Source organism: Amycolatopsis ponsaeliensis, from assembly GCF_030182635.1.
Classification (GTDB): Bacteria; Actinomycetota; Actinomycetes; order Mycobacteriales; family Pseudonocardiaceae; genus Amycolatopsis; species Amycolatopsis ponsaeliensis.
Map to the genome: position 1 here is coordinate 462,881 of NZ_JAPZLD010000001.1, position 26,434 is coordinate 489,314.

Consider the following 26,434-nt stretch of genomic DNA (forward strand, 5'->3'; position numbering starts at 1 on the left):
CCCGCACGCGGCGTGGGAGGGCGGTGGCGGCTCAACGGGCGGGTGAGCCGCCACCGCCTGAGCGCGCGCCTGACGGCGGCCCGTCACGGGCGACGGGCGACCGGTCCTCGTGAGGTCGGGGCCGCCGTTGGGGTGCGCGCTAGCCTCGGCCGGTCTCACCCGCCGCGGCCGCGCCCTCCGGCTCCCGGTCCGTCTCCGTCTCCGTCTCGGCGTCGATCGCGTCGAGGATGTCGTCGGCGCTGGTGACCAGCCGTGCCGTGCCGTCCTGGATCAGCTGATGACAGCCGGCGGATGCCGCGGAAGTGACCGGGCCTGGGACTGCGAGGACCGGTCGCCCGAGTGCGGCGGCGGTTCGGGCGGCGTGGCGGGCGGCGCTGCGGACGCCGGCTTCGACGACGACTGTCGCGCTGGTGAGCGCGGCCAGGAGGCGGTGGCGGGCCAGGAATCGGTGCTGTGCGGGCGGGACGCCAGGTGGGTACTCGGACACGATGGCGCCGGCGGCGGCGATCCGCTTGAGCAGGCCCACGTGTCCGGCCGGGTATCCGGTGTCGAGCCCGCAGGGCAGGACCGCGACGGTGCTGGCCGGATGGTCGGTCGCGAGCGCGCCGCGGTGGGCGGCCCCGTCGATTCCGTAGGCGGCGCCACTCCACACCGCGACGTTGCGCGAGGCCAGGGCGTAGGCGAGTTCCGCGGCGTGGTGCTCGCCGTACTCGGTCGCGGCCCGGGACCCGACGATCGCGACGGAGCGCGCGGCCGCGAGGTCGTCCAGTCGTGACTCGCCCTGGACCCACAGGCCGAGGGGCGCGCCGCCGCAGCTGTCGTCGTCGGCGGCCAGGGTGCTCAGGCCGGCGAAGGTGTCGGCGGCCGGCCAGTCGTCGTCTTCGGGGATGACGAAGCGGGCGCCGAGCTGTGCTGCGGTGCGCAGGCTGGCTTCGGCGAGCATCCAGTTGGCGCCGGGACGGGTTTGGGCGAGCACGTCGGTTGGCGCGGTGCGCTCGCAGATGTGGTGGGCGGCGTCGACGGGCCCGATCTCGGCGACGTAGCGGGCGATGCACGGGTTGGTGGGTTCGGCGGCGTGCTGGAGGAACGCGCGAGCTCGTCGCGCGTCGGTGGAATCGGACATGAGCACTCCTGGGTATGAGCGGGCGAGACTGGCTTAGGAGAGGCGAAGGCCTCATCGCCAGTGGGCGGGAAAGGACCGCACGCGGATCTCGCGGCCGCGGCGTTCGACGACTGTGCCGGCCGGCCACATGGCGGCGAGCAGGAGCAGTTCGACGGTGGCGTCGATGACTCCGTTGCGGGTGTCGGCGTTGTCTTTCCAGCCGAGTGCGAGCAGGCCTGCGTGGAAGTGGCCGATGTATTCCGCGGCGGTCATGTCGGTTTCGGTGACCTCGGCGGTGGTGCAGGCTCGCCGGCTGGTGATGCCGACGAAGCTGCGGGCGCAGCCGCAGATCGGCGAGTCCGGGTCGTCGTGGCATTCGCCGGTGAGATCGACCAATTCCGTGCCCGGGATGCTGGTGAAGTCGTTGTCCCGGGCGCCTTGAGTGCGGTGGGTGGAAACGAAGTACTTCAACACGGATTCCTCCTCGGTGACCGCGGCCCGGGGTGGGCCGTGGACGCGGCCTTCGCCAGCGGGCCCGGCGGGTCCGGGGCAAGCCGGGGCGCAGCATGGCGAGCGTGTCCCTTGTGGACTGTGGGTTTGCCCCGGGCCGCGGGTCTGCTGCACTGGGCAGCAGCCACGTCCGGCCGGGCCGGTCGCGTGTCGGGGAGGGCATCGTGGGTGCTGCGTTTCGCGCAGGATCCGACACCGAAAGTTATCACGATAAAATTCGCCACAGTTGTGGCGAATTACGTGTTTCTGGGGCACTCTGGTTTCAGAAGGTGATCCACAGAGGTCCAGACGGGAGTGACCACTTCGGACCCTTCTGAGGACCTTCTCCGCAGCTACCCCCAGGCGGAGAACGGTTCTCGGCTCGGGAGAGGTCGCAGGGGAGGGCACCTCTCCCGAGCCGTACATCCCTCACGCGCCGGCCATGAGTCAGTGTCAGGAATTGGCTGGTCTGTAGTGAGAACTACTGCCCGCTGTTCGGCGGGTGGTGTGGTTGCGCGCCGGTTCGTGAGCCTGTTGCCTGTGCTCGGCAGAGCGTCCCCTGTCCGGTCACGTCGACGCGACGTTTCTCGACAGGAGTTCTTTCATGTCAGTAACTCTTCACGCCTCGATGGCGCGGCGTGCCGCGGCGTCCGTCCTCGCCGCCGGCGCGTTGACCGGTTCGCTGTTGGCCACGGCCGCCCCGGCGCAGGGGACAATGATGCCTCCGGTGTCCTCGGCCGCGGCAGCGGATCCTGATCAGCCCGACGTCGGCCTGCCGGGCGAGGTAGCACGCAATCCTGGAGTTCCGGCGGTCGCTCCGGATGGCAGCCTCGTCTGGCCGACGGACACCGACGCGGCACCGCGGTCGTCGTATCCGGCCTCCGCGGTGACAGCGCAGGCGTGGATCGGTGTCGTCGCAATCGCCGATGGGGCCCGCATCCGGGCGCGTCCGGTCAACGGCCCGGTCCTGGGCACGATCGCGCGCGGAGCCACATTCTGGGTCTCGTGTAAGCGTGGCGCCTCCGACGGTCATCCGTGGGGCTGGTCGTACCGCGGCGGAACCTATGGGTGGGTTCGCGGGGATCTGTGGGAGGTGGAGCAGCACACCGGCCCCGGAGGTGCGGGAACACCGCAGGTGCCGTGGTGCCCGTGAGACTCTCGTCCTGACTGCGCACATCCTGAGCGCAGTGGTACGTGCGTGGGCGTTGACGTTGCAGTGCCGCAGGAGCTCGTTCTCGCGAGAGTTCGGCGGATCGAGCGACGTCCACTCGATATCGGACGGGGGCCGGTCGCTGTTGCGGGTTCGCGACTGGACGAATCCGCAACAGCGCGGCGCCGAGGCAGGGCAGGGGTTGTCTCGTCTGCGGATCGACGCCCGGCTCGGCGCGCGTGTCAGCCGTGCCGGAGGTTGCCGATGACGAACTCGGCCATCTTGGCGACGCCGCCGCAGCGGTCGGTGTCCCAGTAGCTATCGCGAAGATCTTTGCCCTCGATCTCGAAGGTCAGCATCTGCTCCTCGGTGACCTCGACCGAGATCGAGCACTCTTCCGCGAGATGGAACTGGTGGTAGACGACGGCGGGGAGGCCGCTGATCGACGTCTCGGTCCACGGTTCCAGTTCGCCGCTGTTCTTCAGCGTGGACGTTGAGAGTTCGGTGAGCGTTTTCGGGCTCTGGACCGGCTTCAACGCCACCATCTGAGCGCCGGCTGGGTTCGGCCAGGAGCACCCGAACGCCGGGAGGCTTGTCCGCCGGGACGGCTGCATCCCGTTCGGCGGATCGGCCACCACGGCCGCGGCCTGCTCCTTGGTCAGCAGACTGCAGGGGTCGGAGTCGAACTTCGTCAAGTCGACCGGGTTGTCGACCTGGTCCAGTGGCAGGGGCACACCGGTCTGCGCCGGTGCCGGCGGCTGAGAGAGCAGCCGGTCCGGTTTCGACGGTCCGCAGCCGGCCAGCAGGCTCGCCGACAGCAGCGTCGCGCACACGATCACGGATGCCCTCATGCCGGCGCCGCCGACGGGTCGATACGCCACTGCCGTTGGTCGTCGATACCGGAGTCGCCCGGCATCGGCGGCATGTTGGGAAACTTGCTGTTGGCCTGGACCAGCGCGATGGCCTGCCCGCGGAACTTGCCCAGGGTCTGGAAGGTGTGGGCGAACAAGTCGCTTACCGATTTGACGAGCTCGAACAACGCGTCCGCGACGGTGTCCACCACCTCCTTTGACGTGATGACGTCGACGATCGGGATCTCCGCCGTCGCGATCGCGATGATCGTCTTGTAGCCGACCTTCCCGAGCTCGACGGCGCAGTTGCCGATGAACTCGATGGCTTTGGCGTAGGTGTCGATGATGCAGCCGGCGATCTCGGTGAGGACTCCGGACATGCTCGCCACGATGTCTTGCTGTCCTTTGAGCGCGTCTTTGACCATGCCGGCGTAGCCGGTGAACTGCGCCGCGCCACGACCGCTCCAGGTACCGGCCACGGCCAGTACGGCTTGGGCGACATCGTCGCCGGCGTCGCCGAGGCTCTTCTTCTGCGCGAACTCCATCGCCATGGACTGGACTTGCAGCGCGTTGCCGAGCAGCCGGTTGCGGACGTCGCCCAGCAGCCGCAGGACGTTGTCCTGCCCGAAAATCTCCGCGATCTGCCGGATCTTCGCGTCGGCGTCTTCGGGGTAGGGCTGCGGCTGCGCTCGAGGATCGGGCGGGGCGGGCGGCGGTGTCGTCATGGTCAGTTCAGCCCCTTCTCCTGATCACGCAGCCGCTTGAAGTCCGCCTCGTCCTGGGTTTCGTAGTAGTCGGCCGCCTTATCGAGTGCTTCGGCGAGCCGCTCCAGCTGCATAGCGCCCTTGTCGGTCTTGTCCCGCATGTGCGCGATGGTTTCGTTGAAGATGTGCACGACGTTCGCCTGGACGCCCAGCATCCCGACGTCGTCGTCGCGCAGGACGATCTGTGCCAGGTCCTCACTGCCGAACCCGGCGACCTTGTCGCGGGCGGTGTAGATGTCGTCGGTGGCTTTGCGCAGGGCGTCGGGGTAGACCTCGAATCCGGAGCCGGCCGCGGCGTTGCCCAGTGGGTTGAAGTTGCCGCTGCTCATCGGGTCTCCCGTGCCGCGTCGTCGAGCATGTTCTTGCGCCGGGTCGTGGCCGCGGACTCGGCGTTGGTGATGGCCCGCAGGACGTGCCCGGCGAGGCTCGCGCTGGTTTGGCCGGCGACCGCGTCGCGGGCGAGGTCGACCGAGATCAGGCCGCCCATCCCGTCGACGGTGACCGTGCCGAGGTCGGCGCCGATGCTCTGGACGAGCGGTAGGCGTTCTCCGGTCTTGGCGGCCTGCTCGACGGCGGCTACCCGGGCGTCGATTTCCTTCGCGAGGTGGTAGAGCTTCTCTTCGCTGTTCACCAGCGACCACCCCCGGCTTCCGGCTCGTCGTCGGTGAGGAAGTCGAGCTCTTCGAAGTTCTCGTCGTCGGCTGGCGCGGCGGCGCGGTGGGTGGGTTCCGGTGCGGCGGCCTGCGGCGGCGCTGCGGGGCGGGGTGGGGGTGGTGGGGGCGCTGGTTTGCCGAACAGGGCGTTGAGGTGCGGTAGCGAGGATGCGCGGGCGGCGGTGCGGGCGTTGCGGACGGCTTCGACGATGCTCAGCCCGAGTTTCTGCACGTGGGTGCCGTGGAGGGCGCGGTCGTCGATGCGCAGGTCGATGAGCTTTTCCTGGCCGGTCACGGTCGCGGTGATCAGCTGGTCGGCTGAGCGTGCGGTGTGTCGTGTGGCGGCCAGCTGAGCGTCGAGTTCGCCGGCTTGCTGTTGCATCAGCCGCAGGTCACGGTGTGGTGCGGTCATGACGACGCCACGACATCAAGCATGCTGTTTCCCCTACTCCAGGTCCTGTCGAGATGACAGAACGTGCCCGGCGTGCACCTTACTGCGACCGCACGACAACGCAACCGGGAACTGTTGAAGAGCGGTGTACGTCACGATCGTGAACCGCGGCGCCTGTTCGTTGTTCTACGAACTGCGCACCGGCGCCCTGAGCGGAGCATGTTGCTGCTTTCGGGTAGGCCTCGGCGTGGTGGTGTCGCCGCGGGCGGTGGTCACGGTAGACAGGGAAGTTCGGGGATTGCGGGGAGAGTTCTCGGATGATTGGGTTCGAAGTAATGCGCGGCAGGCAGCATGTGCGCGGCGCGAAAGATGTCGCAGCGCCGCCGGCAAGCGCTATTGCTCACACGTTGACGTGGGTCGATCCGCCCGTTTGTGCTGGATAACCGGGCCGGCGCAATGGCTGTTGACGATGTCGAGCGCGTGCAGGACGCGCAGCTGATCCCGGTCGACGGTTCGGACGTAGCGGCTCAGTGTGTCGGGGGCGGTGGAGTAGCTGGTGGCGTGCTGATGCCTGAGTTCCACCGCGACAGTGGTCCGCTTGGCTTGGTACACGGTGAAGGTCCCGCGGTCGTAGCTCGCGGACGGCACCGATGCGTCCGCGCGTCCGGTCGTAGCTGAGCACCGGTCCCGCCTTCGTCGCGCCCCAGCCCAGTGTTGGTAGCACCGGCCGCGGCCCTGCCGTCCCCGAAGGCACCCGTTCGATAAGGGCTACATGCACAAGCGGAACATCGACGCCGCCGCAGCGATCCCCACCCGCGAAGCCGCCGGCTACCGGGCGGAGCTGCTGAACGAGTCATCGACACCGCGAACGCGATCATGCGGAAGGACGACGTCGCCGTCTCCAATGGCCGAGTGGTCCGCGAGGGCGTGCCCTACATCGAAGACGGCGAGGCCCGGGTCGCTGAGGGCCGCGGCGCGCCGGTGCACGACGACGCTCCGAAGCGCGCCGCCGCCGCGGAGACCGGAAGGGCCGCGGTCGAGCTGGCCCGCCTGTACGGCCTGAACATCTCGGTGACGCAGGAATTCGAGCACACCGGCGCGGTCAAATACACGATCACCGGCGTCGACAAGTCCGAGCTCACCTGGCAGAAACCCACCAACGACAGGACAAATTCGTGACACTCGCGAGGATCACTCTCAAGGCGAACGGCGGTGGCAGCGGCGGTGACATCGCCACGCCGCTAGCGCCATCGAAGCTAGCCCCGGCCGCGGCAGCACCGCGGCCATCCGCATGGAACTCGTCGAAGCCCTCGACGTCACTGCCGACGACCGCACCCGCGAAGCGCTGCTGAAGTTCTGCTGGACCGAGCAGGCCGGTAGCGACACCGAGTGGGGCTATGGGTTCGTCGACAGCCCCACCGCCGTCGTCGGCCCGGTGTCCGAGCTGACCGCGCGCCGCACCATCGACGGCGACTACTCCGCCGTGCTGCACCGCCGCGACCTCGTCGACGGCGTACCCGGGCCGTGGAAGGCGGTCGAGACCCGGTGAGCCGGCAGAGACCCCCAAGCCGAAGAACCCGCGTCCGGCCTTGGTGGAGCACAGCCTCAGCCTCGACGTGAAGCTCGACGACCTCGCCATCGTCGGCCGCGACGCCTGGCAGCTCCGGGCAGAGAAGGACCATGCCATCCCTGAGCGGCACCGCCTGATCCGCACGTGGCTGCCCGGCGACGTCTATCACTACACCTGGACCCGGCTCGCTCCAAGGCAGGTGAGCCGGCGACAGCGACCGAGGAGACCCCCGCATGACCGAGCCGCTCGACGAGAAGCGTCAGGAAGCACTCCTCACCACCACGCCGATCCGCCGATCACTGCCGGCCCGGATCAGCGGGTGCACCGGCTTGCCGACCGCAGTGGCCTGCCCGCCGCCCTGTGCGGCGCGCTCGGTCCGCTGCTCGGGGTCCGCCGACTGGCCGCTCGTCGACTGCGCGGACTGCCGCCGCACCGAAGCGGCGGCGGCCGCGTGAGCGAGACGCAGGGCGTAACACCTCAGCTTGCGCTCCGACTCTGTCATCCGACACACCCGGCACAGGAGGAACCACCGGCATGACGAGCTACATACGCACCCCGAACACCTTCGACGAACTCCAGATGACCACCTCGACCACACCCGAGGGCGTACAGACGTTCTTCGGCGAGTCGTACGACAGCAACAGGTTCAGCCTGAACTACGTCGGCCAGAACTCGCCGGGCAACTTCATCCTCCTGCTCTACCGGGCCATCCCGAACAGCGAACAGGAGCTGGTTTACACCAACCTGGGCGGCTACTTGCGCGCCGAACGCCGCGGGGACGGCAAGACGGTCGGCATCACCTACTCGGTCGACGCTCTCGCCGCCGACCCGAACTTCAGCGCGCAGCGAGGAGAGGAACCTTCCATGCCCATCCGCTACGTCACCCCGCGACCCCAGGTCGTCCCGATCATCGAATGGACCGGCAGCAACTTCGCCGAGATCGAGACCTTCTGCAGCAACTGGGGCATCGCCGTCACCGACAACCACGACGGCACCATCACCACCTCCGGCGCGAGTGCCAGTGGCAGCAACCTGCCCATCGGCACCTGGCTCGACCCGCACGCCGCCCAGCCGGCGACCGCGGCCGAGATCGACCAGCGCTACCAGGATCTCCCGTCGTCGGAGGGGCCCTTCGTGTACGGGGTGACGGCAGAGAGCTGATTTCCCGGCGTAAGGTCGTCGCCCGCAGGCTGGGCACCGGACCCGCCGGAGGAGTTCACGCGCGGCTGAGCGCCTGTCTGTTCGGCCCTGAAACCAATTAACGGTTGTAGGGCAAGAACGAACGAGAGGAGCTCCGCCATACAGCTCGAAGAGCTGAAGTTCAACGCGACGCTCATGCCGCTGGCGACTGCCGAGGGTGCCCGCGCGGCGCTCGATGGCGCGACCGCACGGACCAGGACACCGTCGACGAGGCGCTCGGCCGGTACGACGACGAGCGGACCGAAGCGGCTCGCACGGTCGGCGAGAGGCTGCGGACGGCCGCGAGGTCGAGTGGGACAGGGCGCGCCGATGGAGGGCAGCGCGCCGGCGGTGGAGTCGGTCATGGCCATGGGTTTTCGGCGAGGCCGCCGCGTAGCCACTTGGCGGTCTCCGCGTAGGCCTTCACGGAGGCTTGACTTGTGAGAAAAGCTGCGCCGCGGTGATGTTGTATGGCAACACCGAAAGCGTCGGCGTCGTCTTCGTACAGGGTGAACGGTTCGACTAGACCGGGTGGGCAGAAGGATGCCGGGACAAGGCCGACGGAAATACGCAGCAGTTTTGACGCCGTCGCCACTTCCTCGATCTGGTCACAGAGCACGCTCGGTGAGAAGGCGTCGGGCCGTGTGGCAGCTTCGCCGAGGAGAAACGTGTACAGCGGCTCCGACCCGTCCGCCGAGCAGACGCGAGCCGTTACCGGCACAAGGTCACCCACGGTGGTGCCGAGGTTGGGCAGGCCGGATTCTTGGATTGCCTTGGAGTAGCCGGCGGAACGCAGCCTCTTCGGGAACAACGTCGGAGACCACTCGAACACCTGCGTTGACAACTGCTCGAACCCGTCGCGCAGCACGCTCTCATCGCGCCCGGTCGGATCGAAGAAGTCGGCATCGTCGACGCGATCCGCGATGTCGATGAGCTGATTCAGTGTGGCTTCGGAGGCTCCGATGATGCCGAGGAGATAAGCCACCATCGTGGCTTCCTGTCGGCGGCCGCCGGTTTCCAGAGCTGACAGTTTGGACGGACTGATTTTCGCCGTCCTGGCGACATGGCGAAGGCTGAGGCCGCGTTCCTCACGGAGTCTGCGGAGCGCGTATGCGATAGCGATGATCGCCGGCTGAGTGGTAGCTCGGATCACGGTTTGGGTCGTTCCGTTCTCTCGTCGATTCGTCTTGTCCGGTCTTCGGGCCGCTCCAGCGTCGCCGGCTCGAGGTGGTTCCCGTCCGGCTTGCCGGCCCGTTGTGCGAGGTATTCCAGTAGCCGGGCGACTACGTCCGGCCTGTTCGCGGGGGAGAGGGGCCCCGCATGTGGTCGTGGTGATCGGCCGCCGATCCCGACGGTGGCGCTGCGACCTGGTCGCGCAGATGGGTGGCGGCGTGGAGGTCGGCGGCGGCGCCGGGGCCGGCGTGAGTGAGCTGGTGGATGAGGTTGTCGGTGAGGCGGTGGGTGATGCCGGTGTCGCCGAGGTGGTAGGCGGCGCGGGCGGCGGCCAGGTCGAGCCCGACGTGGTAGCGCAGCGCGGCGATGTCACGGATCCGGCGGCGCGCTCGGCCGAGCTCGGCCAGGGCCACCCCGGGGCGGCGGGTGGCGATGAGCGCCTCGGCCAGGTAGGTCGCGGCCCGGGCGGCGCCGAGCGGATGACCGGTCCGGGTCATCTCCTCGCTCGAGTCGCGTAGATGGCGGACGGCGTCGTGGACGCGGCCGCGGGCGAGGTAGGCCTGCCCGATCCGGCGGTGCAGGACGGCGTGCCCGTGGTGATCGTCGGCGAGGCGCCGCTGGTGACGCAGGGCGAGGGTGAACTCGTGCAGTGCGTCGTCGGGGTGCCCAGCGGCGAGCCGGACACGGCCGCTGAGCGACAGCGCCAGGGCGAGCACCCGGGAGTCACCGGTGTCGTGGGCGAGGGAGGTCGCGTCGGCGATGGCGGCCAGGGCGTCGTCGTGGCGGCCGAGGTCGGCCAGGCCGGCGGCTTCGCGGGCGCCGAAGACCGCGGCGATGCCCGGGTGGGCACGGTGGGCGGCGGTGTGACCGGCCTGCTGGGCGTGGACCAGGTCGTCGTGGTGATAGGTGGGGCGGGCCAGGTGCCAGATCGCTTCGGCCAGCTCGACGGCGACGTTGTCCCAGTGCCAGTCGAGTGCGGTCGTCAGGACGGCGCGCAGCACGCGGTGTTCCCCGCCGAACCAGGTGCGTGCGGCGTGGTCGTCGGTGTGGGTGTGCGGGACGGCGTCGTGCGCGACCGGTGGGCTGAACCGGTGGGCGTCGGGCGCGAGGAGCGGGACCGTGGCGGCTGCGGTGGCGGCGTACCAGTCGATCAGGCGGGCACGCTGGGTGTTGCGGACTGACAGTGGAAGCCGGCCACGCAGGTGGGTGGCGTGCTGGCGGAACCGGTCGGCGAGCGCGTACCGCTGGCCGGACCGGCGTTGGATCAGGTGTGCGGTGTGCAGTAGCTGCAGCGCGGCGGTGACGGTGGGTTCGGTCAGGTCGAGGGCGTCGGCCAGGGGAGTGGCGGTGGTGTCGGGCCCGGGGTGATCGGCCAGCAGCTCATACACCCGCTGGGCGGGTTCGGGCAGGTGCCCGTGGACGAGACTCACCGACATCCCCACCCGAGCCGTGCACGATGCGCCCGCACCGGTTGCCGCACGCCCACGCGGCTGCTGTCCGGCTGTGGGAGCCTTGCGGTGCGGGCGTAAAGGTGGACTTTGTGTTTGATGAACGCGACTTCGACCGGTTTGATCAGCTGTCCGAGCGGCCGGTAGGTCTGGCGGAGACGATCGTCGCCGGTGGTCATCGCCGGCCACCGGGCCGGGTCCGGGCGGTTGGTCTCCGCTTCTACTGTCTCGATGGCTGCGGGGTCGTCGCCGAGGGTGTACGGGAGCTCCATGCCGCACTCAGCTCACCCGGATACCGCAGGAGTCGTTGGCGCACCACGTCGTGCCGGTCGACTCGTCGTAGGCGGTGGTGCTGTGGGAGCAGTTGGCTTGCTCTTTCGCGAGGACCTTCCCGCTCTTCTCGACCAGCTCGTCGTAGCTGATCTTTCCCTGCTCGAACTTCTCCTCCAGTTTGGCGTACTTCTTCGCGTCGCTACCCCTGCCCAGCATGAGTACAAAGCTCCTTACTTCACTTCGGTTTCGTTGAGGTTTGGTCAGATTTGGTGTGGGACAAACGGGAGGGTTGGAGCTGCCGACCAGGTGATCGACCGGAGCAGCGGTGTCCAGACGTTCTGCTTCCCGGTAGAGGTGGGCGGCGGTCTGCCCGTAGGCGTGAGCCCATGACCGCAGCTGTCCGGCCAGCAGCCCCGGCGTCCCGTGCTCGGGTGGGCTCTCGGCCAGCAGTTGTTCGAGCAGGGCGAGGGTGGTCCGCAGCTGCCGGGCGATCAGGCCGAGTTCGGCGGCCGCGTCGGTCGGGGTGTGGGCGGTGTCGTGCCAGCGCACGTAGAACCGCGCTCCCGAAGCCAGCATCTGTAAAGCGGTCTGTTCGCAGGCGAGGATGGCCTGTTCGGCGCTCACACCCTCGTCGATGATCTCGGTGATCGCGGCGCCGCAGGGGCAGGACAGGATCGTGCTCTTCCGGCTGCTTCTGGTTGCGGCCGCCATGGGGGCTCTGGCAGGTCGTTGTCCGGTCCTGGTTTCTGGGCGAGGACCGCGGCGGCGAAGTGCCCACACACCGGCGGGTTCGGCGGACCTTCGGGATACCAGCCGAACGCCGGGACGATGCCTGGCGTCACCACGTTGGTGCCGGCGATCATCGCCTCGATCTCGCCGCGGGTCGCGAGGCTCCCGGTTCCCGGACCGTAGATACGCAGCGCTGTCTCGAATTCGCGTGCCTGCGCGATCATCTCGGAATGGTCGGGGACCAGCAGGTGGGTCATGGCCAGGAACGCGCCGTCGGGCAACCGGGCAAAGTGGTCCTGCACCACCTGGGCGACCTCGGCGCGGCTGCCACCGTGGAAGGACATCACTCCGCCCAGCAGCAACGCCACATGGTCGTCGTCGCGCGAGACCAGTCCCGGGCTTTCGCTGGTGGTGTTGTAGAGGGTGTCCCACATCGCGGTGGGATCCCAGGGATCGGCCTCGACGACATGAACGCCGTTGTCGGGGTCGGCGATCGTGCGCAGGTGGGCGAGGGTCAGCGGGTCGCGCTCGACGTAGATCACGTTCGCGCGGGAGGTGTTCTGCGTGCGGTTGCGGGTCGCCCGCTCGCGCAGGCGGACAACGGAGTGCAGGTCGTCGTCACCGGTGATGTGGGGCAGGCCCGCGCCCGCGACCACGATGCTGCTGACTCCCTGGCGGGCAACGAGGTAGGCGGCCGCGCGGTCGAGAAACGCTCGCTCGGACCGGAACACGGCCCGCGCGCCCGGCACGCGAGCGTCCAGCAGCAGGGCGGCGTCAAGTTCGTTGTCGTGGGCGAATTTGACGCAGGAAACGTCGCGGTTGTCGCTGTTTTTGGCTTCGCGGCAGGCATCGTAGAAGAAGGCCAGGTTGATCCGGTTATGGTCGACGCCGGACGGTGTCCACCACGGTGCAGCACGTTCCGCGCGGTGGGAGGTCGGGTTGCCGGTGGGCGCGGGGGCCGTGTGTGGGGGCGGCGGAGCAGGCAGGTGCTGTCCGGCGGGGCGCGCGTCGGGCAGGACGTGGTGTGAGGTGGTCATCGGGTCACCGGGGCCTGGGTGGTCAGCAGCATGGTCAGTTCGGCGGTGTCGAGTCGGCAGCGTCCCGCCAGGGAAGCGAGCTCGACGGGAGCCAGCAGCCGCGCTGTGAGGGATCCGGTGTCGCGTTCCTGGCGAGCCCACTGGGCGGCGGGGCGGAGGGCGTCATGCGGGCATTCGGCGAGGATGTCGAGGTCAACGGCCACTCCGGTCGGCTCCCACGAGATTCGGCGTTCGGCGCGCAGCAGCAGCTCGGACGGCCGGATCGCGTAGAGGTGCCCGGCCAGCTCCAGCTGGCGGATGGTCACCGATCGGGTGGCCTTCTCCATGGACTGGAGGCTCTTGGTCGAGACGTTGCCGTCGGAGCAGGCCGCGATTGCTGGGCGGGACCAGCCGCGTTGCTCGCGGTGGGCCTGCAGTTCCGTGCCGAGGGCATGGGCGAGTTCGCCGGTGTCGGTGTCGGTCTTCGCCATCAGGATCGTCGTCCAGTACCTGCTGTAGGGGGTGAATGGTGAATGGCCAGTCGCGGTCGCGGGTCGGCCAATGCCGCGCGGCGTAGCGGAGCACCGCGGTGGGTGTTCTCGAGTCGAGGTAGTCATGCAGAGCCCGCGCGCGGATGGTGCTCAACCAGTAGGGCTCGGGTCGTGCGCCGTCGGTCACCGGCATGGCGGCTCCGGGAGATCCGGGGGCCCGATCGCATCGTCAGTTGCGTCGGTGCCGGCGTTGTCATCGCTGCATCTAAGGTTTTCGCAGGTGACTGCCGCGGCGGAGGTGACGCGGTACTGCGGGTTGCGGACTCGCGCCGCCTCAATGGCGTCCCGACGGGAGTCCGCTGAAGCGCACGCTGGTGCGAGCACACCTGTTGAGTCGAACGTGCCGAGGTCGAGGCGGTGGGTGCGCGGATGGTTCGTGGAGGGCGAGCGCAGCATGGTCGCTACCGGCCGGTCGGTCGGAGGCGCGATGATTCCGCAAACCCGCGGTCGGGTTCGATCGGCCCGTGCCGAATGCGGACTGGTGGACGAGCCGTCATGCCGCAGCGGTGTTGTGGTTGAGGTGTCTTCCATCGTCGAGCGCGCTCCAGCTTGGGGATGTTCACGTTGGGTGCGCCTCGACCGCCCGGAGGTTGGCAGTTCGCGTTCGGTCGAGGCGCGCGGACCGGACTGGAGGGAGGGGGTGTCACCTGTCCGGGCCGAGCCTTTGGAGTTCACGTCGGGCTTCCGGATCGTCCGGATTGGGTGGTGGATCGGCGTCTCCGCCCGACGCCAGCCGGAGCGAGACCGTGCGCATGGCGGCTACGAGACGCTCGTACATCGGGGCGGCGTGGGCCGTCGGGATCAGTGCCGGGTCTCCCCAGCCTTGCAGCCACGCCGTCAGCCAGGCCTGGGCGTATTTCAGCGCCTGCGCTTCATCCGAGCCGGCGCGGACACCGCCCAGCGCGCGATCGACTATCGCCGCGACGTTGTACAGCTGCTGGCGGCCCTGTTCTTCGGACTGAGGGTCGTGCCAGTCGATGTCGGGCAGAGAGACCAGCACCTGACGCGCGCGGACGATGGCGAGCTGCCGTTGTGCGCGCCGCCGCGCCCACGGCGACCTCACGGCGTCCACAACCGCGGGGCCGAGCCCACCACGAGCCGTGGTGCGAGCGGGTCGTTGGGTGCGGGCAGGTCGACGAGCTGGTGCAGGACGTCGAGGGCGTCCCCTTCGCGCTCCCAGACCTTCCCGCCGGCGCGGTCCATGCGGATGGCGGCGGCGTCGGTCTCGCTTTTGACGCGCAGCGCGTCGACGAACCCGTCTTCGTCCCACGTGCGCGCACCGGTGAACCGTTCGAGTCGGCCGTCGTTGTCGAATTCTGGCTGGAGTTCCCAGCCACGTGCCATTAACGTGGTGAGCGGTTCGATCGCTGGCTCGTCCCAGAGAAACGCGAACGGATTCGTCGGAGCCGTCGTCATCGGCGATCACCCCCGATCTCCGCGGGCTGCTCGCCTTCTGGTTGGCGACTCTCGCCGACACGAGCCGATTTTCGACTGCTTGCCCACTGGCAGAATTGGCCGCAGGCGAAAGCGACCGTGAAGAGACCGGCGAACGTGGTCGGCAGCAGCGTCGCCAGCGTTTCGACATCCACTGTCATCGTGCGTTCCTCACGTTCGTGTTTGCGGTGCATCGCCGAATCAGAAGCGTGCCGACCAGGCTGGGGCAGACAGAATTGCGTATTACCTCGCTGGTAACGACCTGATGTGACAAGACTAAAACGCGGGGTTTGTAACCTCTCTGGGTTATGACGAGCGAACGTCGAGCGGGTGTGCCCTTGATCGGGTCGGGTCCGGTCGGTCGCGGCACTGTTGTGGTCGGTGCTGCCGCCCTGCCCAACCTCACTGTCGTCACCCCTCCGTAGCGATGACCAGTTGGCTTGGCGGGTTCATCGGCGTACCAGCCGGGCGTTGTGGACCGCGTACACGCCGGTGCTTAGGTGGGCGTAGAACAGCGCACGCGCGAGATCGCTACCGCCACTCCACTCGGGATCCACGACGCTCACGTCTGCGCTTCCCGCGTCGACGCCGAGGCCGCTCACCCACACGTTCCCAGCGTTGGCCGCCCGGGAGAACACGTCGTACTGGTTGGGGCGTGACGGCGCGGAGCGGGTGGGTTCATTTTCGGGCCGGTCCAGTAGAGGACACCGGTCACTCTCACCGCCCGCCTCAAGAGCGGGCATCTCACCATCGCGCGCCGTCACGCCGATGACGCTAAGCGTGACTCAGCGCGGGAGGTTCACAATCTGTTAACTCACCTGAAGGCGTGACTTCAGGCTGTCCAGCTCCCATGCTCGTCGACGAGCACGGAGGTCGAGCTCGGCGACCACTTCACGGGCGATGGGATCGTGCCGGATCCGCAGGGGCGCCACCCGGTCTGCGAGATCAAGGTGCCGAATTGCGTCGCCATCACGGGCACCCTCGGCCTGCATGAAGGCTCGGGCAAGGTCGAAGTGCAGTGCCGCCTTGCGTTCGGCTGACCTGAGACCCATGTCGTAGTTCTCCGCCCGCGTGATCTGTTCTGCACGCTCCGGGCCGATGCCAAGTTCGACGGCAAGCGACAAGCTCCACGCCTGGACGTTCGCCGGGCCGAAGTCGTAGTGCAGCGTGCTCCGCTCGCCCGTGCGGGCCGCCAGCTCGGCCGCGACCTCGATGTGGGTGTTGGCGCTGTCGGCGTCGTGGTCCTTGGCGGCAAGCTGCGCTGACGCCAGATGCAACATCCCGGCCGCCTCTGCGGGCGCGGTGTTGGAGGCGTCCGGGTCAGCTCCGCTCACGGCGTCGAGGGCTACGCTGGTGACTCGCTGAGCCCGGTAGCGCGCGCCCATCCGTCCCAGGACTACCGATGCGGACATGGCAGCGAATCCGCCGAGTGCTGGGTCTTCCAGCCGGGCAGCCGCGTCCTGAGCGCGGCGTGCGGCGATGGCCGCCAGGTCGTTGTTCCCGAGTGTGCGGGCGGCGCCGATGGCGACGATGCAAGCTTCGGTGAGGGCGCGCAATGCGGCGCGCTTGGTGTCTGAGTCTCCGGTCACGGCGTGCACGTGTAGCTCGGTTAGCAGGTCGCCGAGGGCGTGGCCCGCCAGGCCGTAGCGCGAGTCGGCAGAGGCGGCGTTCGCGCGCGCCGCTAGCCGGGCGAGTTCACCGATTGGGCGGACGCGGATGTCCTGGGGCACGTCGTCGAGTGTCGAGTCGAATAGGGCGACGGAGATGGGCGGCAACGTGGCTAGCGCTTCGGCGCTGAGCTTGTCGCCCGGTAGGTATGGCTGGCCGGTGAGGTCCGAGACGGCGCAGCCGAGCGCGCCGGCTAAGTCCTCCAGGAGCCCGCGGCGTTCGAAGCGCCGCTTGCCGTTTTCCAACATCGACCAGTACGGCTTGGAGATGCCAGCCAGGCCAGCGGCAGTGTCGATGCTCAGGCCGCGGCGGCGGCGGATCTTACCCAGGCGCTCGCCGATCTCGGCATGGTCCATGTGAACCACCTCATTCGCGGAGTCGACCTCTCCGCGTGCCCCCGGGAGCTACCCGGGGGCGATCCTCCGCGAAGAGGTACAGCACCAGGCTACTGCAAACAGTGAGGCCGGGAAGCCGCACGCGTCCCGGCCTCAGCCGTGCAGGTTAGTCGAGGTGCCTACCCGCACGTCACGACGGCGTAGTCGCCGGAGCTGGAGTTCGCCTTCACCTTCTCGCCGTTGTGCTCGATCGTGCACGAGATGGTGGCGCCGCCCGTATCCCGCCGTGGTGGCCGGGATACGGGCCGGTTTTCGGCGCTGAAGCGCTGATCAGGCGAGGATGATCCTCGCCCCGGGCACCGAGGTCCGAGGCGGTGGGTGTCCCCGGCCCCCGGTGTCGGCGAGCGCCGGGGACCTTCCCGCCGCGGCTCAGGCGGGCCGGGGCGGGTCGACCAGCTCGATGCCGATCGCGACGACGCCGAGCGCTTCGCGCTCGGGCGGGTAGATCTGGCGGATGTTGGCCAGCTGGTCATCGCGGGTCGCGGTCGGGTTGACCGAGGCGACGTCCTGGTGGTCGAACATCTCCTCGAAGCTGGCGTACCGGTTGACCGTGGTGACCCGGGTGAGGACCTGATCGCCCTGGCAGCGGAACCGGATCAGCGACCCTTGCTTGATCTTGCGGCGGCTGGAGTCGTTGACGCGGATCTCGGTGGTCTTGCGGCCGGTGGCGATCAGGTCGAAGTAGCGCTTGTAGATGCCCATCTCGTGGGCGCGGACGACGGTCTCGGCGGGGCGTGCGGTCATCAGGCGGCCTAGTTCCTTGACGGTGAACGAGCGGAAGAAATGCTTCGGGTCGGTCAGCAGCTGCCCGACCAGCCAGACCAGCGCGTCGACGTAGTCGTTGATCGGGCCGGGCCAGGCGGTGGTGTCGAGCATCCACGGCTCGACGTCGGCCGGGAGCGTGTCGGCGCCGCGTTCGCGCAGCAGGGACTTGGACAGCTTCGCTCCGGTCGGGGCGAGCACCTGCGGGGTGAAGATCCGCGACGGCGCCCGTTCCGGCGGGGTGCCCAGCGCGCCGAGTGCCCCGTCGACGAGCTGGCAGCCGAAGGTCCAGTCGCCGCCCTTCATCATCACGTGCAGCGTGCTGCCGTCGCGGCCGAGCGCGCGTTCCTTGACCAGGTTCCGGTACAGCGTCGCCAGATCCAGGTACGGGGTGTCGTCGTCGGGGTCGATGTGCGCCTCGTAGGGGCCGTGGTCGAAGCAGACCGCGGTGAAGGTGGCGCCGTCCTCGTCCAGGTGCACGAGCTTGGTGCGGTCGCCGCGTTTCTCGGCCCATCCGCACGCCGGGCACGGCACCCGCACGTGCACGACACCGTGAGACGGGGCCATCCACCAGCGGATGTCCTCCAGCCGCTCCAGCGTCCGCAGGAACTCCGCGCGGAAGGCGGGGCTGGCTTGCTGGTCGGTGTAGGTCTCCACCACGTAGTCGGTGTCGGTGGCCTCGGAGAGCGAGTCGAAGAACGCCCGGTAGTAGCGCTCGATCAGCTCACCGATGCCGTCCTTGCCCAGGGCGTGGACATAGGTCTGCTGGTAGGCGTGGTGGGTTTCGGGGTCGAGGATGACGTCGTGCGGGGCGTTGTCCAGCGCGCCGAAGCGGACGACGGTGTCGATGGAGAATTCACGGCGGGCGATCTTGGCGAGCAGGAACGCCGCGGTCTGCACCAGGTTCGTGCCCAGGTGTGGGGCGCCGTTGATCTGGGTGCCGACCACGAACTCGATCCGCGCTGGGCGGGCGGCCAGCACGCGGGGGCGCAGGATGTCGATCGAGCGCAGCAGCGCGTTGGCCAGCACGCTGTTCGGGGAGACCAGCAGGCCCGGTGTTCCGGTTGTGCCGTTGCGGGACAACGACATCACGCTCCTCGGCTGGGTTTGGGCAGGCGCAGGTTGGCGCAGATGAAGTCCAGCCGCGCCGTCGCGGAGTTCGGCTCGACGAACACCGGTTCGTAGCCGGCGTCGTAGTAGCCCTGCACGATCAGCTCGTGCACTCGGCGGATCTCCCGTTCGCGGGCCCAGACGATGTCGTCGGGGTCCTCGAAGGTGTCCAGCGGGTCGAGCACGAAGACCTGGTCGTAGCGGTAGCGGGCGGTGGCGTCCTCCAGCTCGGTGGTCGGCTTCAGTCCGAAGAACCCTTCCCAGCCGTAGCCGTCGGGGATGCCGCGGTTGTAGAACCGGACGCCGTGGGTGTGGGCGGTGTACTCGGCGACGAAGGCGTCCAGCACTTCGAGGGAGTAGTCGCGCCGGTCCTCTTTGAGCAGGTGCCGCCCGAGCCGCTCGCGGTGCCGACGGTAGATCTCCCGGCCGGGTTCCTGCGTCATGCACGGGATGCCTGCGGCGTGCACCGCCGCGATCAAGTCGTCCTTCCCGGAGGACGGCCCGCCGGTGATGACGTAGCGGCGCGGGTCGCCGGCCGCCGCGGTCTCCAGCGCGGCCGCCAGAGCGGGGTTGGTGCTGGTCACGAATACTGTCCGTTCTTCTCGGGGGATGGGGTGGTGCGGGTTAGGAAGCCTTCGGTCCAGGCGTTGCCCAGCCCGGTCTCGCCGTGCAGGGCGTGCACGAACTGCTCGCGGCTGGCGCCGCCGCCTGCGGCCTCGGTCAGCCGGGAGACCTGCGGGTCGGTCAGGTCCGGGGTCCAGCCGGCCAGCGCGACCAGCTCGCGCACCGCCAGGTCGGGGGCGAAGGCGGTGGTGTAGCCGATGGCCTCGGCGCGGGCGACCGCCCAGCGCCAGGCCGCGGTGACGGCCTGGTGGCCGATGTCGATGCGGTCGGCGTCCAGACTGATCAGCCGTTCCAGCGCGAGCAGCTCGGCGCGGGCGGCGTAGATCGCCGACCACAGCCGGGACAGGTGTTCCTCGTGCTCGGCGACCTCCCACGCGAACGGGTCCGCCTGAACCGGCTGCCGCTCGGCGACCGGCGCGAGCCGGGGCGCGATCAGCGGCGAGCGGGTGAACCGGTCAGCGTCGGCCAGCAGCTCCCAGGCGACCTTCTCGATCAGCCGGGGTTCGACCCGCTTGCGGAAGTGGTGCACCTCGTGCCCGGCCTGCTCGGCCGCGAGGTCGCGGCGGACGGTCAGGTTCTGGCCGGGCGCGGCCGGGGGCAGGCCGAACAGGGCGCGGGCCGCCGGGGCGTAGCGGGTGTCGGGGAAGCGGGCGAGCAGACCGCGCAGGGTTCCGTCCAGTGCCGCGGTGCGGCTGGCCTCATCGGCGGGGTCGACCGCTCTGGCCACGATGCCGCGCAGGTCGAGCAGGACCGTGTCCGCGCTGGCCGGGGTGACCGGCAGGCCGCGGCGTAGCAGCCGCCCGAGCGCGGCGATCACCTCGTCCTCTACTGGGCTTTTTTTGGGCATGTGTTGAGTGAAGCACGATGCCCACAAAAAGCCCAGCCTGCGAGGTCGGTATCCTCTCTGGTTCGTCCGGAAGGATCTTGCACGGACGACGGTGCCGTGACAGGGAGATCAAGGCCAGCTGACAACAAAAGGTACATCTGAACCCGTGCTGGCCCTCCGGCGAGAACAGGCTGTCAACATCGTCGGCTGCCGATTGCGGCGGGCACTATGACGCCCAGGACGAGCAGCAAGCGAGCCTGCGCGATCGGCTGGGTCTGTCGCTGCGCGGAGACCCTCGACGCGCAGCTGCGATGCCCGCGGTGCGGCCGGACCTTCGAACTGGTCGGTGACCAGCTGGTCGAGCTCCCGCCCGTTCCGTACCTGACACCGGCGTCCGGCGGGCTCGGCAGGCTGGGTAGCGTCGCGGCGCATGACCAAGGGATGGCTGCCGCCCGCCGAGTACTACGCCACGCTGCCCAAGCAGATCTCGAGCGGGGGCGTCATCCTGCGCGATGCCGTGGGCCGCGTCCTGCTCGTCGAGGCCAACTATGGCTCCGAGACGTGGGAGATCCCTGGCGGCGGACTCGACGAGGGTGAGTCGCCGTGGGCCGCCGCGCTCCGCGAGATCAAGGAAGAAGTCGGGCTCGACGTGCTGCCCGGTCGGTTGCTGGTCGTCGACTGGGTTCCGCCACAGCCGGACGGCCGCCCCGCGCTGGAGAACCACGTATTCGACGGCGGCGTCCTCAACGAGGACCAGATCGCCTCGCTGCGCCTGGCCGACCCGGAACTGAAACGCTGGAAGTTCTGCACCCGCGCCGAGAGCACGGGCATGCTGCAGCCGCACCTGGCGCGGCGAGTCGCCGTGTGCCTCGACGTTGTGCGCACCGACCGGACCGTCTACCTGGAGAACGGATTCGACCCGCTTGCGCGCAACGACGCGTGATCGGTACAGCGAGCCGGGTCTACACCGCCTACTAGGCCTCTGAGATCGTCACCTGTTCGAGCCACCGGACGTAGTCGGAGGAGCCTCGTACGAGCTCGACGGCACTCACCTCCGGCATGTCCCACGGGTGCTGCTCAACGATGTGCGCTTCCAGCTCGGCGTCGCGGGCGTTGGACGTGAAGTCCCCGAGCACCGCCGAAGTGTCCCCTGGCGGAAGTTCGCCAAGCCCCGCACGACTTCGTGGCCTCAGATGGCGCCTGGCCCGCCGGGGTGGACGCCTTTAGGTGGGCAGATCGACGGCCACCGTGGGCATCGGTCATCGATGGCACGTGTCTCTCGATGTGAGCGCATGAAGATTGTCCGGTCCTGAGATAGCCCGAGCGACTCAGCAGTACTGGTGATGGAGGACGTGCGAGGGACCAGGCGCTTGCGCCGGCTCGCCGGTGTAGACCATCGCCCACCAGCACCTGGTCGCCGCCGACAGTTCGTCCACGAACCGCACCAGCAGGCATCCGGCTGCCGCTGGTCGGTCGACCGTCACGGCGCTCGAAGCGCCCTCACTAGGGGCCGCGGTGCGCTTCCGGCCCGTTCGGTCGCGCAGACCCAGAAACTGTCCTACCCCTCTGAAAGGGTAACTGCGTGAACACACTCCGACGTAAAGACGCCAGCGCCGCCGAGCTCCGCGATGCGCTGGTGGACACGCTTCTCGCCAACAAGATGATCACCTCGCCGCTGGTGGCTCGAGCCTTCCGCACGGTGCCCCGGCACCTGTTCGTCGCCGAAGGCACCCCGCTGGACGTCACCTACAACGTCGACAACTCGGTCGCGATCAAACGCGACCCGGACGGCGTGATCATCTCCTCCATCAGCGCCGCCTACATCCAGGCGCGGATGATCGAGCAGGCCACGCTCGATCAGGGCATGAGCGTGCTGGAGATCGGGTCCGGCGGGTTCAACGCCGCCCTGCTGGCCGAGATCGTCGGTCCAGACGGTCGGGTCGTCAGCGTAGACATCGACTCGGAGGTGACCGACCGCGCCCGCGCGCTGCTGGACGCCACCGGATACGGCAACCAGGTCGACGTGGTGCTTGCCGACGCCGAGAACCCGCTGCCTGGGCTGGATGAGTCGTTTGACGCGATCCTCGTGACGGCCGGGGCATGGGATCTGGCACCGGCGTGGCTGGAGCACCTGTCTGAGGGCGGCACGATCGTCGTTCCGTTGCGAATGAACGGAATCACCCGTGTCATCGGCTTCCGCCGCGAGGGTGACCACCTGGTGAGCGGCTCGTCCGAGGTGGCCGGGTTCGTCCCGATGCAGGGCGAAGGCGCCCGCGATGAACGAGTCTTCCTGCTGCATGACCGCAACGGACACCACGTCAAGCTGCGCTTCGAGGGCGACGTCCCGGCCGGGCTGGATCTGCTGGACGGGGTGCTGGCGACCGAGCGCACCGAAGCCTGGTCCGGCGTCACGATCAAGCACGGGGTGTCCTTTGTCGACCTGCACCTGTGGCTCGCGGTGTTCCTGCCCGGCTTCTGCAAGCTGGCTGTCGACGAGGGCACCGACCTGGCCGCCGAACGCAAGGGGTGGTTCCCCTTCGGCGCCGTGCACGGCGACTCGTTCGCCTACCTGGCCGTCCGCCCTCTTCTCGAAGGCGGCGGAGCGGAGTTCGGCGCGCGTGCCTACGGCACGCACGGCGAAGCCGCCGCCACCGCGATGGTCGACCAGATCCAGGCATGGGACCACCAAGCCCGCGACCGCGAACCCACCTTCGCTTACTGGCCGACCGGCTCTGACCGTCCCGAGTTCGGCAAGGACACGGCCGTGCTGGTCAAGACGCATGGCGTGGCCACGATCTCCTGGTCACCGGCGGCCGACACCACTCGGTGACCAGGGTGCCCTTCACAACCCGAGAAGTGAAGGAGTGAAGCGAATGTCGGCAGCACTGGCAATCAAGCGCCGGACGCCGAGGTCGACGTGGTCGACGATGCGGAGTCGGAGCTGGGCATGCGCTTGGTGGAGTCCACCACCAAGCGGCCGTCGTGGCGCTACAGCATGCCACCGCGCGGCCCGCAGAGCGCGCCGCGTTCGCCGTCGGCCAGGAGCGCGTATTCGCGCAGGACGTGCGGCGGGAAGTCTTGCCAGCTGCTCATTACCGGGCTCGGCGCCACCACGCGAGGCCGGCCGCGGCGGCCGCGCCGCCGCATCCGGCGAGCAGGCCGTGGTGCCGGCCGGCCCACAGCTGGAGGCTGCGCGGGGTGGACTTGCCGTCGAACTCGCCGTGGGCGCCGTAGTCGTGCCCGCCCGCGCCATCGGCCGGTTTCCACAGGTTCGCCGGCTGGCCGGCCGGTTTGGGGTCGGGGGTCTGCTGGGACCTCAGGCCTGCCTTCGCGAGGTAGCGGTCGAGGATGCCGGGCGCGACGGCGTTGGCGATGAGTGTGCTGACAGTGCTCCCGCCGACCCAGTACTCGCGCCGCCGCGCGTGGTCCGCGGCGTATATGACCGCGCGGGCGGCGACCTCGGGCTGGTAGATCGGCGGAACCGGCTGGGCGTGGTGCGGCAGCCGCGAGAGCACCCACGAGAACTGCGGGGTGTTGACCGCGGGCATCTGCACCATCGTCACGTGCACGCCGCTGCGCTCGGACAGCAGCTCGCAGCGCAGGGACTCGTGGAAGCCCTGGATGGCGTGCTTCGCGCCGCAGTAGGCGCTCTGCAACGGAATCCCTCGATAGGCGAGGGCCGAGCCGACCTGCACGACCGCGCCGCGGTCCCGCGGTTTCATCCGGTTGAGGGCGGCCATGGTGCCGTACACGTAGCCGAGGTAGCTGACTTCGGTGACGCGGCGGAACTCCTCCGGCCGGATGTCGGCGAAGCGAGCGAAGACCGAGGTGAACGCGACGTTCACCCACACGTCGATCGGCCCGAGTTCCTCCTCGACGCGGTCGGCGGCGGCTTCGACCTGCTCGACGTCGGCGACGTCGGCCGGGATGGGCAGCGCGGTACCGCCGGCGGCGCGGATGTCGTCGGCGGCCGCTTTCAGGCCTTGCTCGCCGCGGGCGAGGAGCGCGACGCGGGCGTGCCGGGCGCCGAACGCGCGGGCCACGGCACGGCCGATCCCGCCGCTGGCGCCGGTCACGACGACCACTTGGTGCCGGGTGTCCGTCATAGGATTGCCTCTCTACCGAGCGGTGCGGGCGGCGATCGCCCAGGTGGTGGCGCCGGCGGCGCTCGTCAGGGCGAAGGTCCGCCACCGGGGTGCCGCGGCGGCCAGCCCGAGCATGCTCACGCCGTGCGCGGCATCGATGGTCCACATCCACCGGGTGCTTTGCGGTTTCGCCAGCGTGACGGCCGCCTGGACCACGTGGCGCACGCCCAGCGGTCCCGACCTGCGCCTGCTCACGTCGCTCCCGGAAAACCGACCGGGAAACGGCCAGCAGCACGCCACCCCACACGGCACGCACGGGTCGGGACCCGCCGGGCCTTCATCGCGTCCTCCGGCGCGTGAGGCGCCGCACGACAACCCCGAGAGCGGTGGCGCCGATCGCGAGGCCGGCGAGCTTCGCGGCGCGCTTGGGCGGCTGCGGGCGGGCCGGATCGTCGCCCAGCCCGGTGGCGAGCAGTTCGGCGAGGTGGATGCCTTCGCGGTCGTTGCTGTCGAGCTGGTGGATCTGCGTCCGGCAGCTGAAGCCGTCGGCCAGGACGACCGTGTCGCCGTCCGCCTCGCGCACCCGGGGCAGGAGCACCCGCTCGGCGCAAGCTTCGCTGACCTCGAGGTGGCCTTTCTCGAAGCCGAAGTTGCCGGCCAGGCCGCAGCACCCGGAGTCGAGGTGTTCGGCGTCGACGCCGGCGGCTTTCAGCAGCTCCTGGTCGGCGTCCCAGCCCATGACAGCGTGCTGGTGGCAATGGATCTGCGCGATCGCTCTCGCGTCCAGTGGCGGCGGCCGGTAGCCGGGGGAGTGCTCGGTGAGCAACTCGGCGAGGGTGACGGTCTGCGCGCGCAGCCGCCGGACGTCCTGGTCGCCGGGGAAGAGCTCGAACGCGTCGGAGCGGAACACGGCCGTGCAGCTGGGTTCCAAGCCGACCACTAACCCGCCGTCCCGCAGGTGCGGCGCCAGTTCGCGCACGGTGCGGGCGAGGATGTGCTTGGCGGCGCCGAGCTGGCCGGTGGAGATCCAGGTGAGCGCGCAGCATATCGGCGTCAGCGGCATCGTGACCCGCCACCCGGCGTCTTCCAGGACGCGGACCGCGGCCTGCCCGACGTGCGGGTGGAAGGTGCCGGTGAAGGTGTCCGGCCACAGCAGGATGGTGCCGCGGGTGCCCTGGCCGGTCGGGCGGCGCCGGGCGAACCGCTGCTGCAGCGTCTCTTCGGCGAACAGCGGGATCTCACGGTTCTCGACGCCGGCGGCCAGCGTGGCCAGCCGTTTCAGGCCGGGGGTGTGAGTCAGGGCGTTGACCGGTCTTCCGGCGCGCAGCTTGCCGACGACCTGGGCGAAAGCGGGCAGCCAACCCATCGTGAAGTCCGAGCGCGGCCGCCGCCACGGGCGCCGTTCGTAGTGATGGCTGAGAAACTCCGCTTTGTACGTCGCCATGTCCACATTGGCCGGGCAGTCGGTCTTGCATCCCTTGCAGGCCAGGCAGAGGTCGAGGGCGTCGCGGACTTCGGTGGAGCGCCAGCCGTCGCCGACGGGACTGTCGCCGTGCCCGTCGAGCATCTCGAACAGCAGCCGAGCCCGGCCGCGCGTCGAGTGCTCTTCCTCGCCGGTCACCTGGTACGACGGGCACATGACCTGACCGCCGCTGGTCGTGTGCTGGCGGCACCGCCCGACGCCGACGCAGCGGTTGGCGGCTTGGGCGAAGGAGCGCCCGTCGTCGGGGAACCGGAAGTGCAGATCCTGCGGATCGGCCGGCGCCCAGTTGCCGCCGAGGCGCAGGTTCTCGTCCAGCCGGTAGGGAGCGACGACCTTGCCGAGGTTCATCCGGTCGTCCGGGTCGAAGATCGCCTTCAGCTGCCCGAAGGCTGTGACGATCTCCTCGCCGAACATCTTCGGCAAGAGCTCGCCGCGGGACTGGCCGTCGCCGTGCTCGCCGGAGAAGGAGCCGCCGAACTCGGCGACGACGTCGGCCGCGCGTTCCATGAACCGGCGGTAGGTCGCGACGCCGTCGGCGCTGTAGAGGTCGAACGGGATGCGGGTGTGCACGCAGCCCTGCCCGAAGTGGCCGTAGAGACTGGGCCCGGTGTCGCTGGCGTAGCCGAACTCCTCGTACAGTTGCGAGAGCCGCCGCAGGTAGTCGCCGAGCCGTTCGGGTGCGACGGCGGAGTCTTCCCAGCTGTCCTA

General features: G+C 69.2%; 31 protein-coding genes and 1 pseudogene. 5 read left to right on the top strand and 27 right to left on the bottom strand.

Going from position 1 to position 26,434, the window contains the following annotated elements; genetic code table 11:
* Positions 1 to 139 precede the first annotated feature (139 nt).
* From dprA to QQ657_RS02090, 7 genes are all read right to left on the bottom strand, one after another.
* The gene (dprA, locus tag QQ657_RS02060; protein WP_284740281.1) at positions 140 to 1,123 is read right to left on the bottom strand and encodes a DNA-processing protein DprA; all 984 of its coding nucleotides are present in this window, start codon (positions 1,121 to 1,123) and stop codon (positions 140 to 142) included.
* 51 nt (positions 1,124 to 1,174) lie between these two features.
* Positions 1,175 to 1,576, bottom strand: a complete 402-nt coding sequence (locus QQ657_RS02065; protein ID WP_284740282.1) for a DUF7715 family protein — start codon at positions 1,574 to 1,576, stop codon at positions 1,175 to 1,177.
* 1,407 nt (positions 1,577 to 2,983) lie between these two features.
* Positions 2,984 to 3,592, bottom strand: coding sequence for a DUF3558 domain-containing protein (locus QQ657_RS02070; RefSeq protein WP_284740283.1), 609 nt, complete (start codon positions 3,590 to 3,592; stop codon positions 2,984 to 2,986).
* On the bottom strand, positions 3,589 to 4,317 hold the full coding sequence (locus QQ657_RS02075; RefSeq protein ID WP_284740284.1) for a hypothetical protein: 729 nt from the start codon (positions 4,315 to 4,317) through the stop codon (positions 3,589 to 3,591). Before QQ657_RS02075 ends, QQ657_RS02070 begins: the two co-directional genes overlap by 4 nt.
* 2 nt (positions 4,318 to 4,319) lie before the next feature.
* Positions 4,320 to 4,685, bottom strand: a complete 366-nt coding sequence (locus QQ657_RS02080) for a hypothetical protein (RefSeq protein WP_284740285.1) — start codon at positions 4,683 to 4,685, stop codon at positions 4,320 to 4,322.
* Positions 4,682 to 4,987 carry a hypothetical protein gene (locus QQ657_RS02085; RefSeq protein WP_284740286.1) on the bottom strand — a complete coding sequence of 102 codons (306 nt, stop codon included), beginning with the start codon at positions 4,985 to 4,987 and terminating at the stop codon, positions 4,682 to 4,684. Before QQ657_RS02085 ends, QQ657_RS02080 begins: the two co-directional genes overlap by 4 nt.
* Positions 4,984 to 5,421 carry a YbaB/EbfC family nucleoid-associated protein gene (locus QQ657_RS02090; RefSeq protein WP_284740287.1) on the bottom strand — a complete coding sequence of 146 codons (438 nt, stop codon included), beginning with the start codon at positions 5,419 to 5,421 and terminating at the stop codon, positions 4,984 to 4,986. Before QQ657_RS02090 ends, QQ657_RS02085 begins: the two co-directional genes overlap by 4 nt.
* Before the next feature lie 891 nt (positions 5,422 to 6,312).
* Between QQ657_RS02090 and QQ657_RS02095 the strand changes: the two genes are divergently transcribed.
* Positions 6,313 to 6,579, top strand: coding sequence for a hypothetical protein (locus QQ657_RS02095; RefSeq protein ID WP_284740288.1), 267 nt, complete (start codon positions 6,313 to 6,315; stop codon positions 6,577 to 6,579).
* A gap of 112 nt (positions 6,580 to 6,691) precedes the next feature.
* Positions 6,692 to 6,949, top strand: a complete 258-nt coding sequence (locus tag QQ657_RS02100; protein WP_284740289.1) for a hypothetical protein — start codon at positions 6,692 to 6,694, stop codon at positions 6,947 to 6,949.
* A 280-nt stretch (positions 6,950 to 7,229) separates the two neighbouring features.
* Here QQ657_RS02100 and QQ657_RS02105 read toward each other — a convergent pair whose 3' ends face one another.
* The gene (locus QQ657_RS02105; protein WP_284740290.1) at positions 7,230 to 7,472 is read right to left on the bottom strand and encodes a hypothetical protein; all 243 of its coding nucleotides are present in this window, start codon (positions 7,470 to 7,472) and stop codon (positions 7,230 to 7,232) included.
* A 32-nt stretch (positions 7,473 to 7,504) separates the two neighbouring features.
* Between QQ657_RS02105 and QQ657_RS02110 the strand changes: the two genes are divergently transcribed.
* Positions 7,505 to 8,131, top strand: a complete 627-nt coding sequence (locus tag QQ657_RS02110; protein WP_284740291.1) for a hypothetical protein — start codon at positions 7,505 to 7,507, stop codon at positions 8,129 to 8,131.
* A 379-nt stretch (positions 8,132 to 8,510) separates the two neighbouring features.
* Here QQ657_RS02110 and QQ657_RS02115 read toward each other — a convergent pair whose 3' ends face one another.
* From QQ657_RS02115 to QQ657_RS02180, 14 genes are all read right to left on the bottom strand, one after another.
* Positions 8,511 to 9,302, bottom strand: coding sequence for a Scr1 family TA system antitoxin-like transcriptional regulator (locus QQ657_RS02115; RefSeq protein WP_284740292.1), 792 nt, complete (start codon positions 9,300 to 9,302; stop codon positions 8,511 to 8,513).
* Positions 9,303 to 9,432: 130 nt separating this feature from the next.
* Complete coding sequence (locus tag QQ657_RS02120; RefSeq protein WP_284740293.1) at positions 9,433 to 10,752, bottom strand: tetratricopeptide repeat protein; 1,320 nt, start codon at positions 10,750 to 10,752, stop codon at positions 9,433 to 9,435.
* Positions 10,749 to 11,042: a hypothetical protein gene (locus tag QQ657_RS02125; RefSeq protein WP_284740294.1), complete on the bottom strand. Its 294-nt coding sequence runs from the start codon at positions 11,040 to 11,042 to the stop codon at positions 10,749 to 10,751. Before QQ657_RS02125 ends, QQ657_RS02120 begins: the two co-directional genes overlap by 4 nt.
* A 7-nt stretch (positions 11,043 to 11,049) precedes the next feature.
* Entirely contained in the window at positions 11,050 to 11,667 is a 618-nt protein-coding gene (locus QQ657_RS02130) for a hypothetical protein (RefSeq protein ID WP_284740295.1), read from the bottom strand.
* Positions 11,664 to 12,809, bottom strand: a complete 1,146-nt coding sequence (locus tag QQ657_RS02135; RefSeq protein WP_284740296.1) for an SAM-dependent methyltransferase — start codon at positions 12,807 to 12,809, stop codon at positions 11,664 to 11,666. The genes QQ657_RS02130 and QQ657_RS02135 overlap by 4 nt, the downstream gene beginning before the upstream one ends.
* Positions 12,806 to 13,279 carry a hypothetical protein gene (locus tag QQ657_RS02140; protein WP_284740297.1) on the bottom strand — a complete coding sequence of 158 codons (474 nt, stop codon included), beginning with the start codon at positions 13,277 to 13,279 and terminating at the stop codon, positions 12,806 to 12,808. The genes QQ657_RS02135 and QQ657_RS02140 overlap by 4 nt, the downstream gene beginning before the upstream one ends.
* Before the next feature lie 703 nt (positions 13,280 to 13,982).
* Entirely contained in the window at positions 13,983 to 14,402 is a 420-nt protein-coding gene (locus QQ657_RS02145; protein ID WP_284740298.1) for a hypothetical protein, read from the bottom strand.
* Positions 14,399 to 14,755, bottom strand: coding sequence for a hypothetical protein (locus tag QQ657_RS02150; RefSeq protein WP_284740299.1), 357 nt, complete (start codon positions 14,753 to 14,755; stop codon positions 14,399 to 14,401). Before QQ657_RS02150 ends, QQ657_RS02145 begins: the two co-directional genes overlap by 4 nt.
* Positions 14,752 to 14,934, bottom strand: coding sequence for a hypothetical protein (locus tag QQ657_RS02155; protein WP_284740300.1), 183 nt, complete (start codon positions 14,932 to 14,934; stop codon positions 14,752 to 14,754). Before QQ657_RS02155 ends, QQ657_RS02150 begins: the two co-directional genes overlap by 4 nt.
* Positions 14,935 to 15,222: 288 nt before the next feature.
* Positions 15,223 to 15,537, bottom strand: a complete 315-nt coding sequence (locus QQ657_RS02160; protein ID WP_284740301.1) for a hypothetical protein — start codon at positions 15,535 to 15,537, stop codon at positions 15,223 to 15,225.
* A gap of 45 nt (positions 15,538 to 15,582) precedes the next feature.
* Positions 15,583 to 16,797, bottom strand: coding sequence for a helix-turn-helix domain-containing protein (locus tag QQ657_RS02165; RefSeq protein ID WP_284740302.1), 1,215 nt, complete (start codon positions 16,795 to 16,797; stop codon positions 15,583 to 15,585).
* Positions 16,798 to 17,205: 408 nt separating this feature from the next.
* Positions 17,206 to 18,687: an ASCH domain-containing protein gene (locus QQ657_RS02170; protein WP_284740303.1), complete on the bottom strand. Its 1,482-nt coding sequence runs from the start codon at positions 18,685 to 18,687 to the stop codon at positions 17,206 to 17,208.
* On the bottom strand, positions 18,687 to 19,292 hold the full coding sequence (locus QQ657_RS02175) for an AAA family ATPase (protein ID WP_284740304.1): 606 nt from the start codon (positions 19,290 to 19,292) through the stop codon (positions 18,687 to 18,689). Before QQ657_RS02175 ends, QQ657_RS02170 begins: the two co-directional genes overlap by 1 nt.
* Positions 19,289 to 20,179: a hypothetical protein gene (locus tag QQ657_RS02180; protein ID WP_284740305.1), complete on the bottom strand. Its 891-nt coding sequence runs from the start codon at positions 20,177 to 20,179 to the stop codon at positions 19,289 to 19,291. The genes QQ657_RS02175 and QQ657_RS02180 overlap by 4 nt, the downstream gene beginning before the upstream one ends.
* Before the next feature lie 409 nt (positions 20,180 to 20,588).
* On the opposite strand from QQ657_RS02180, the gene QQ657_RS02185 reads away from it, so the two are divergent.
* Entirely contained in the window at positions 20,589 to 21,101 is a 513-nt protein-coding gene (locus QQ657_RS02185; RefSeq protein WP_284740306.1) for an NUDIX domain-containing protein, read from the top strand.
* A 31-nt stretch (positions 21,102 to 21,132) separates the two neighbouring features.
* Here the strand turns inward: QQ657_RS02185 and cutA are convergent, their stop codons facing one another.
* Positions 21,133 to 21,294, bottom strand: coding sequence for a divalent cation tolerance protein CutA (cutA, locus tag QQ657_RS02190; protein ID WP_284740307.1), 162 nt, complete (start codon positions 21,292 to 21,294; stop codon positions 21,133 to 21,135).
* Positions 21,295 to 21,740: 446 nt separating this feature from the next.
* Between cutA and fxlM the strand changes: the two genes are divergently transcribed.
* Complete coding sequence (fxlM, locus tag QQ657_RS02195) at positions 21,741 to 22,988, top strand: methyltransferase, FxLD system (protein ID WP_284740308.1); 1,248 nt, start codon at positions 21,741 to 21,743, stop codon at positions 22,986 to 22,988.
* Positions 22,989 to 23,250: 262 nt separating this feature from the next.
* On the opposite strand, the gene QQ657_RS02200 is transcribed toward fxlM, so the two are convergent.
* The 4 genes and pseudogenes from QQ657_RS02200 to QQ657_RS02215 form a co-directional block, all read right to left on the bottom strand.
* Entirely contained in the window at positions 23,251 to 24,264 is a 1,014-nt protein-coding gene (locus QQ657_RS02200) for an SDR family oxidoreductase (protein WP_284740309.1), read from the bottom strand.
* A gap of 12 nt (positions 24,265 to 24,276) precedes the next feature.
* Positions 24,277 to 24,498 carry a hypothetical protein gene (locus QQ657_RS02205; protein ID WP_284740310.1) on the bottom strand — a complete coding sequence of 74 codons (222 nt, stop codon included), beginning with the start codon at positions 24,496 to 24,498 and terminating at the stop codon, positions 24,277 to 24,279.
* Between the two features lie 82 nt (positions 24,499 to 24,580).
* Positions 24,581 to 26,074 carry a (Fe-S)-binding protein gene (locus QQ657_RS02210; RefSeq protein WP_284740435.1) on the bottom strand — a complete coding sequence of 498 codons (1,494 nt, stop codon included), beginning with the start codon at positions 26,072 to 26,074 and terminating at the stop codon, positions 24,581 to 24,583.
* Positions 26,069 to 26,413: pseudogene (locus tag QQ657_RS02215) on the bottom strand (FAD-binding oxidoreductase); the annotation flags it as partial. The pseudogene QQ657_RS02215 and the gene QQ657_RS02210, both read right to left, overlap by 6 nt.
* Positions 26,414 to 26,434: the final 21 nt, after the last annotated feature.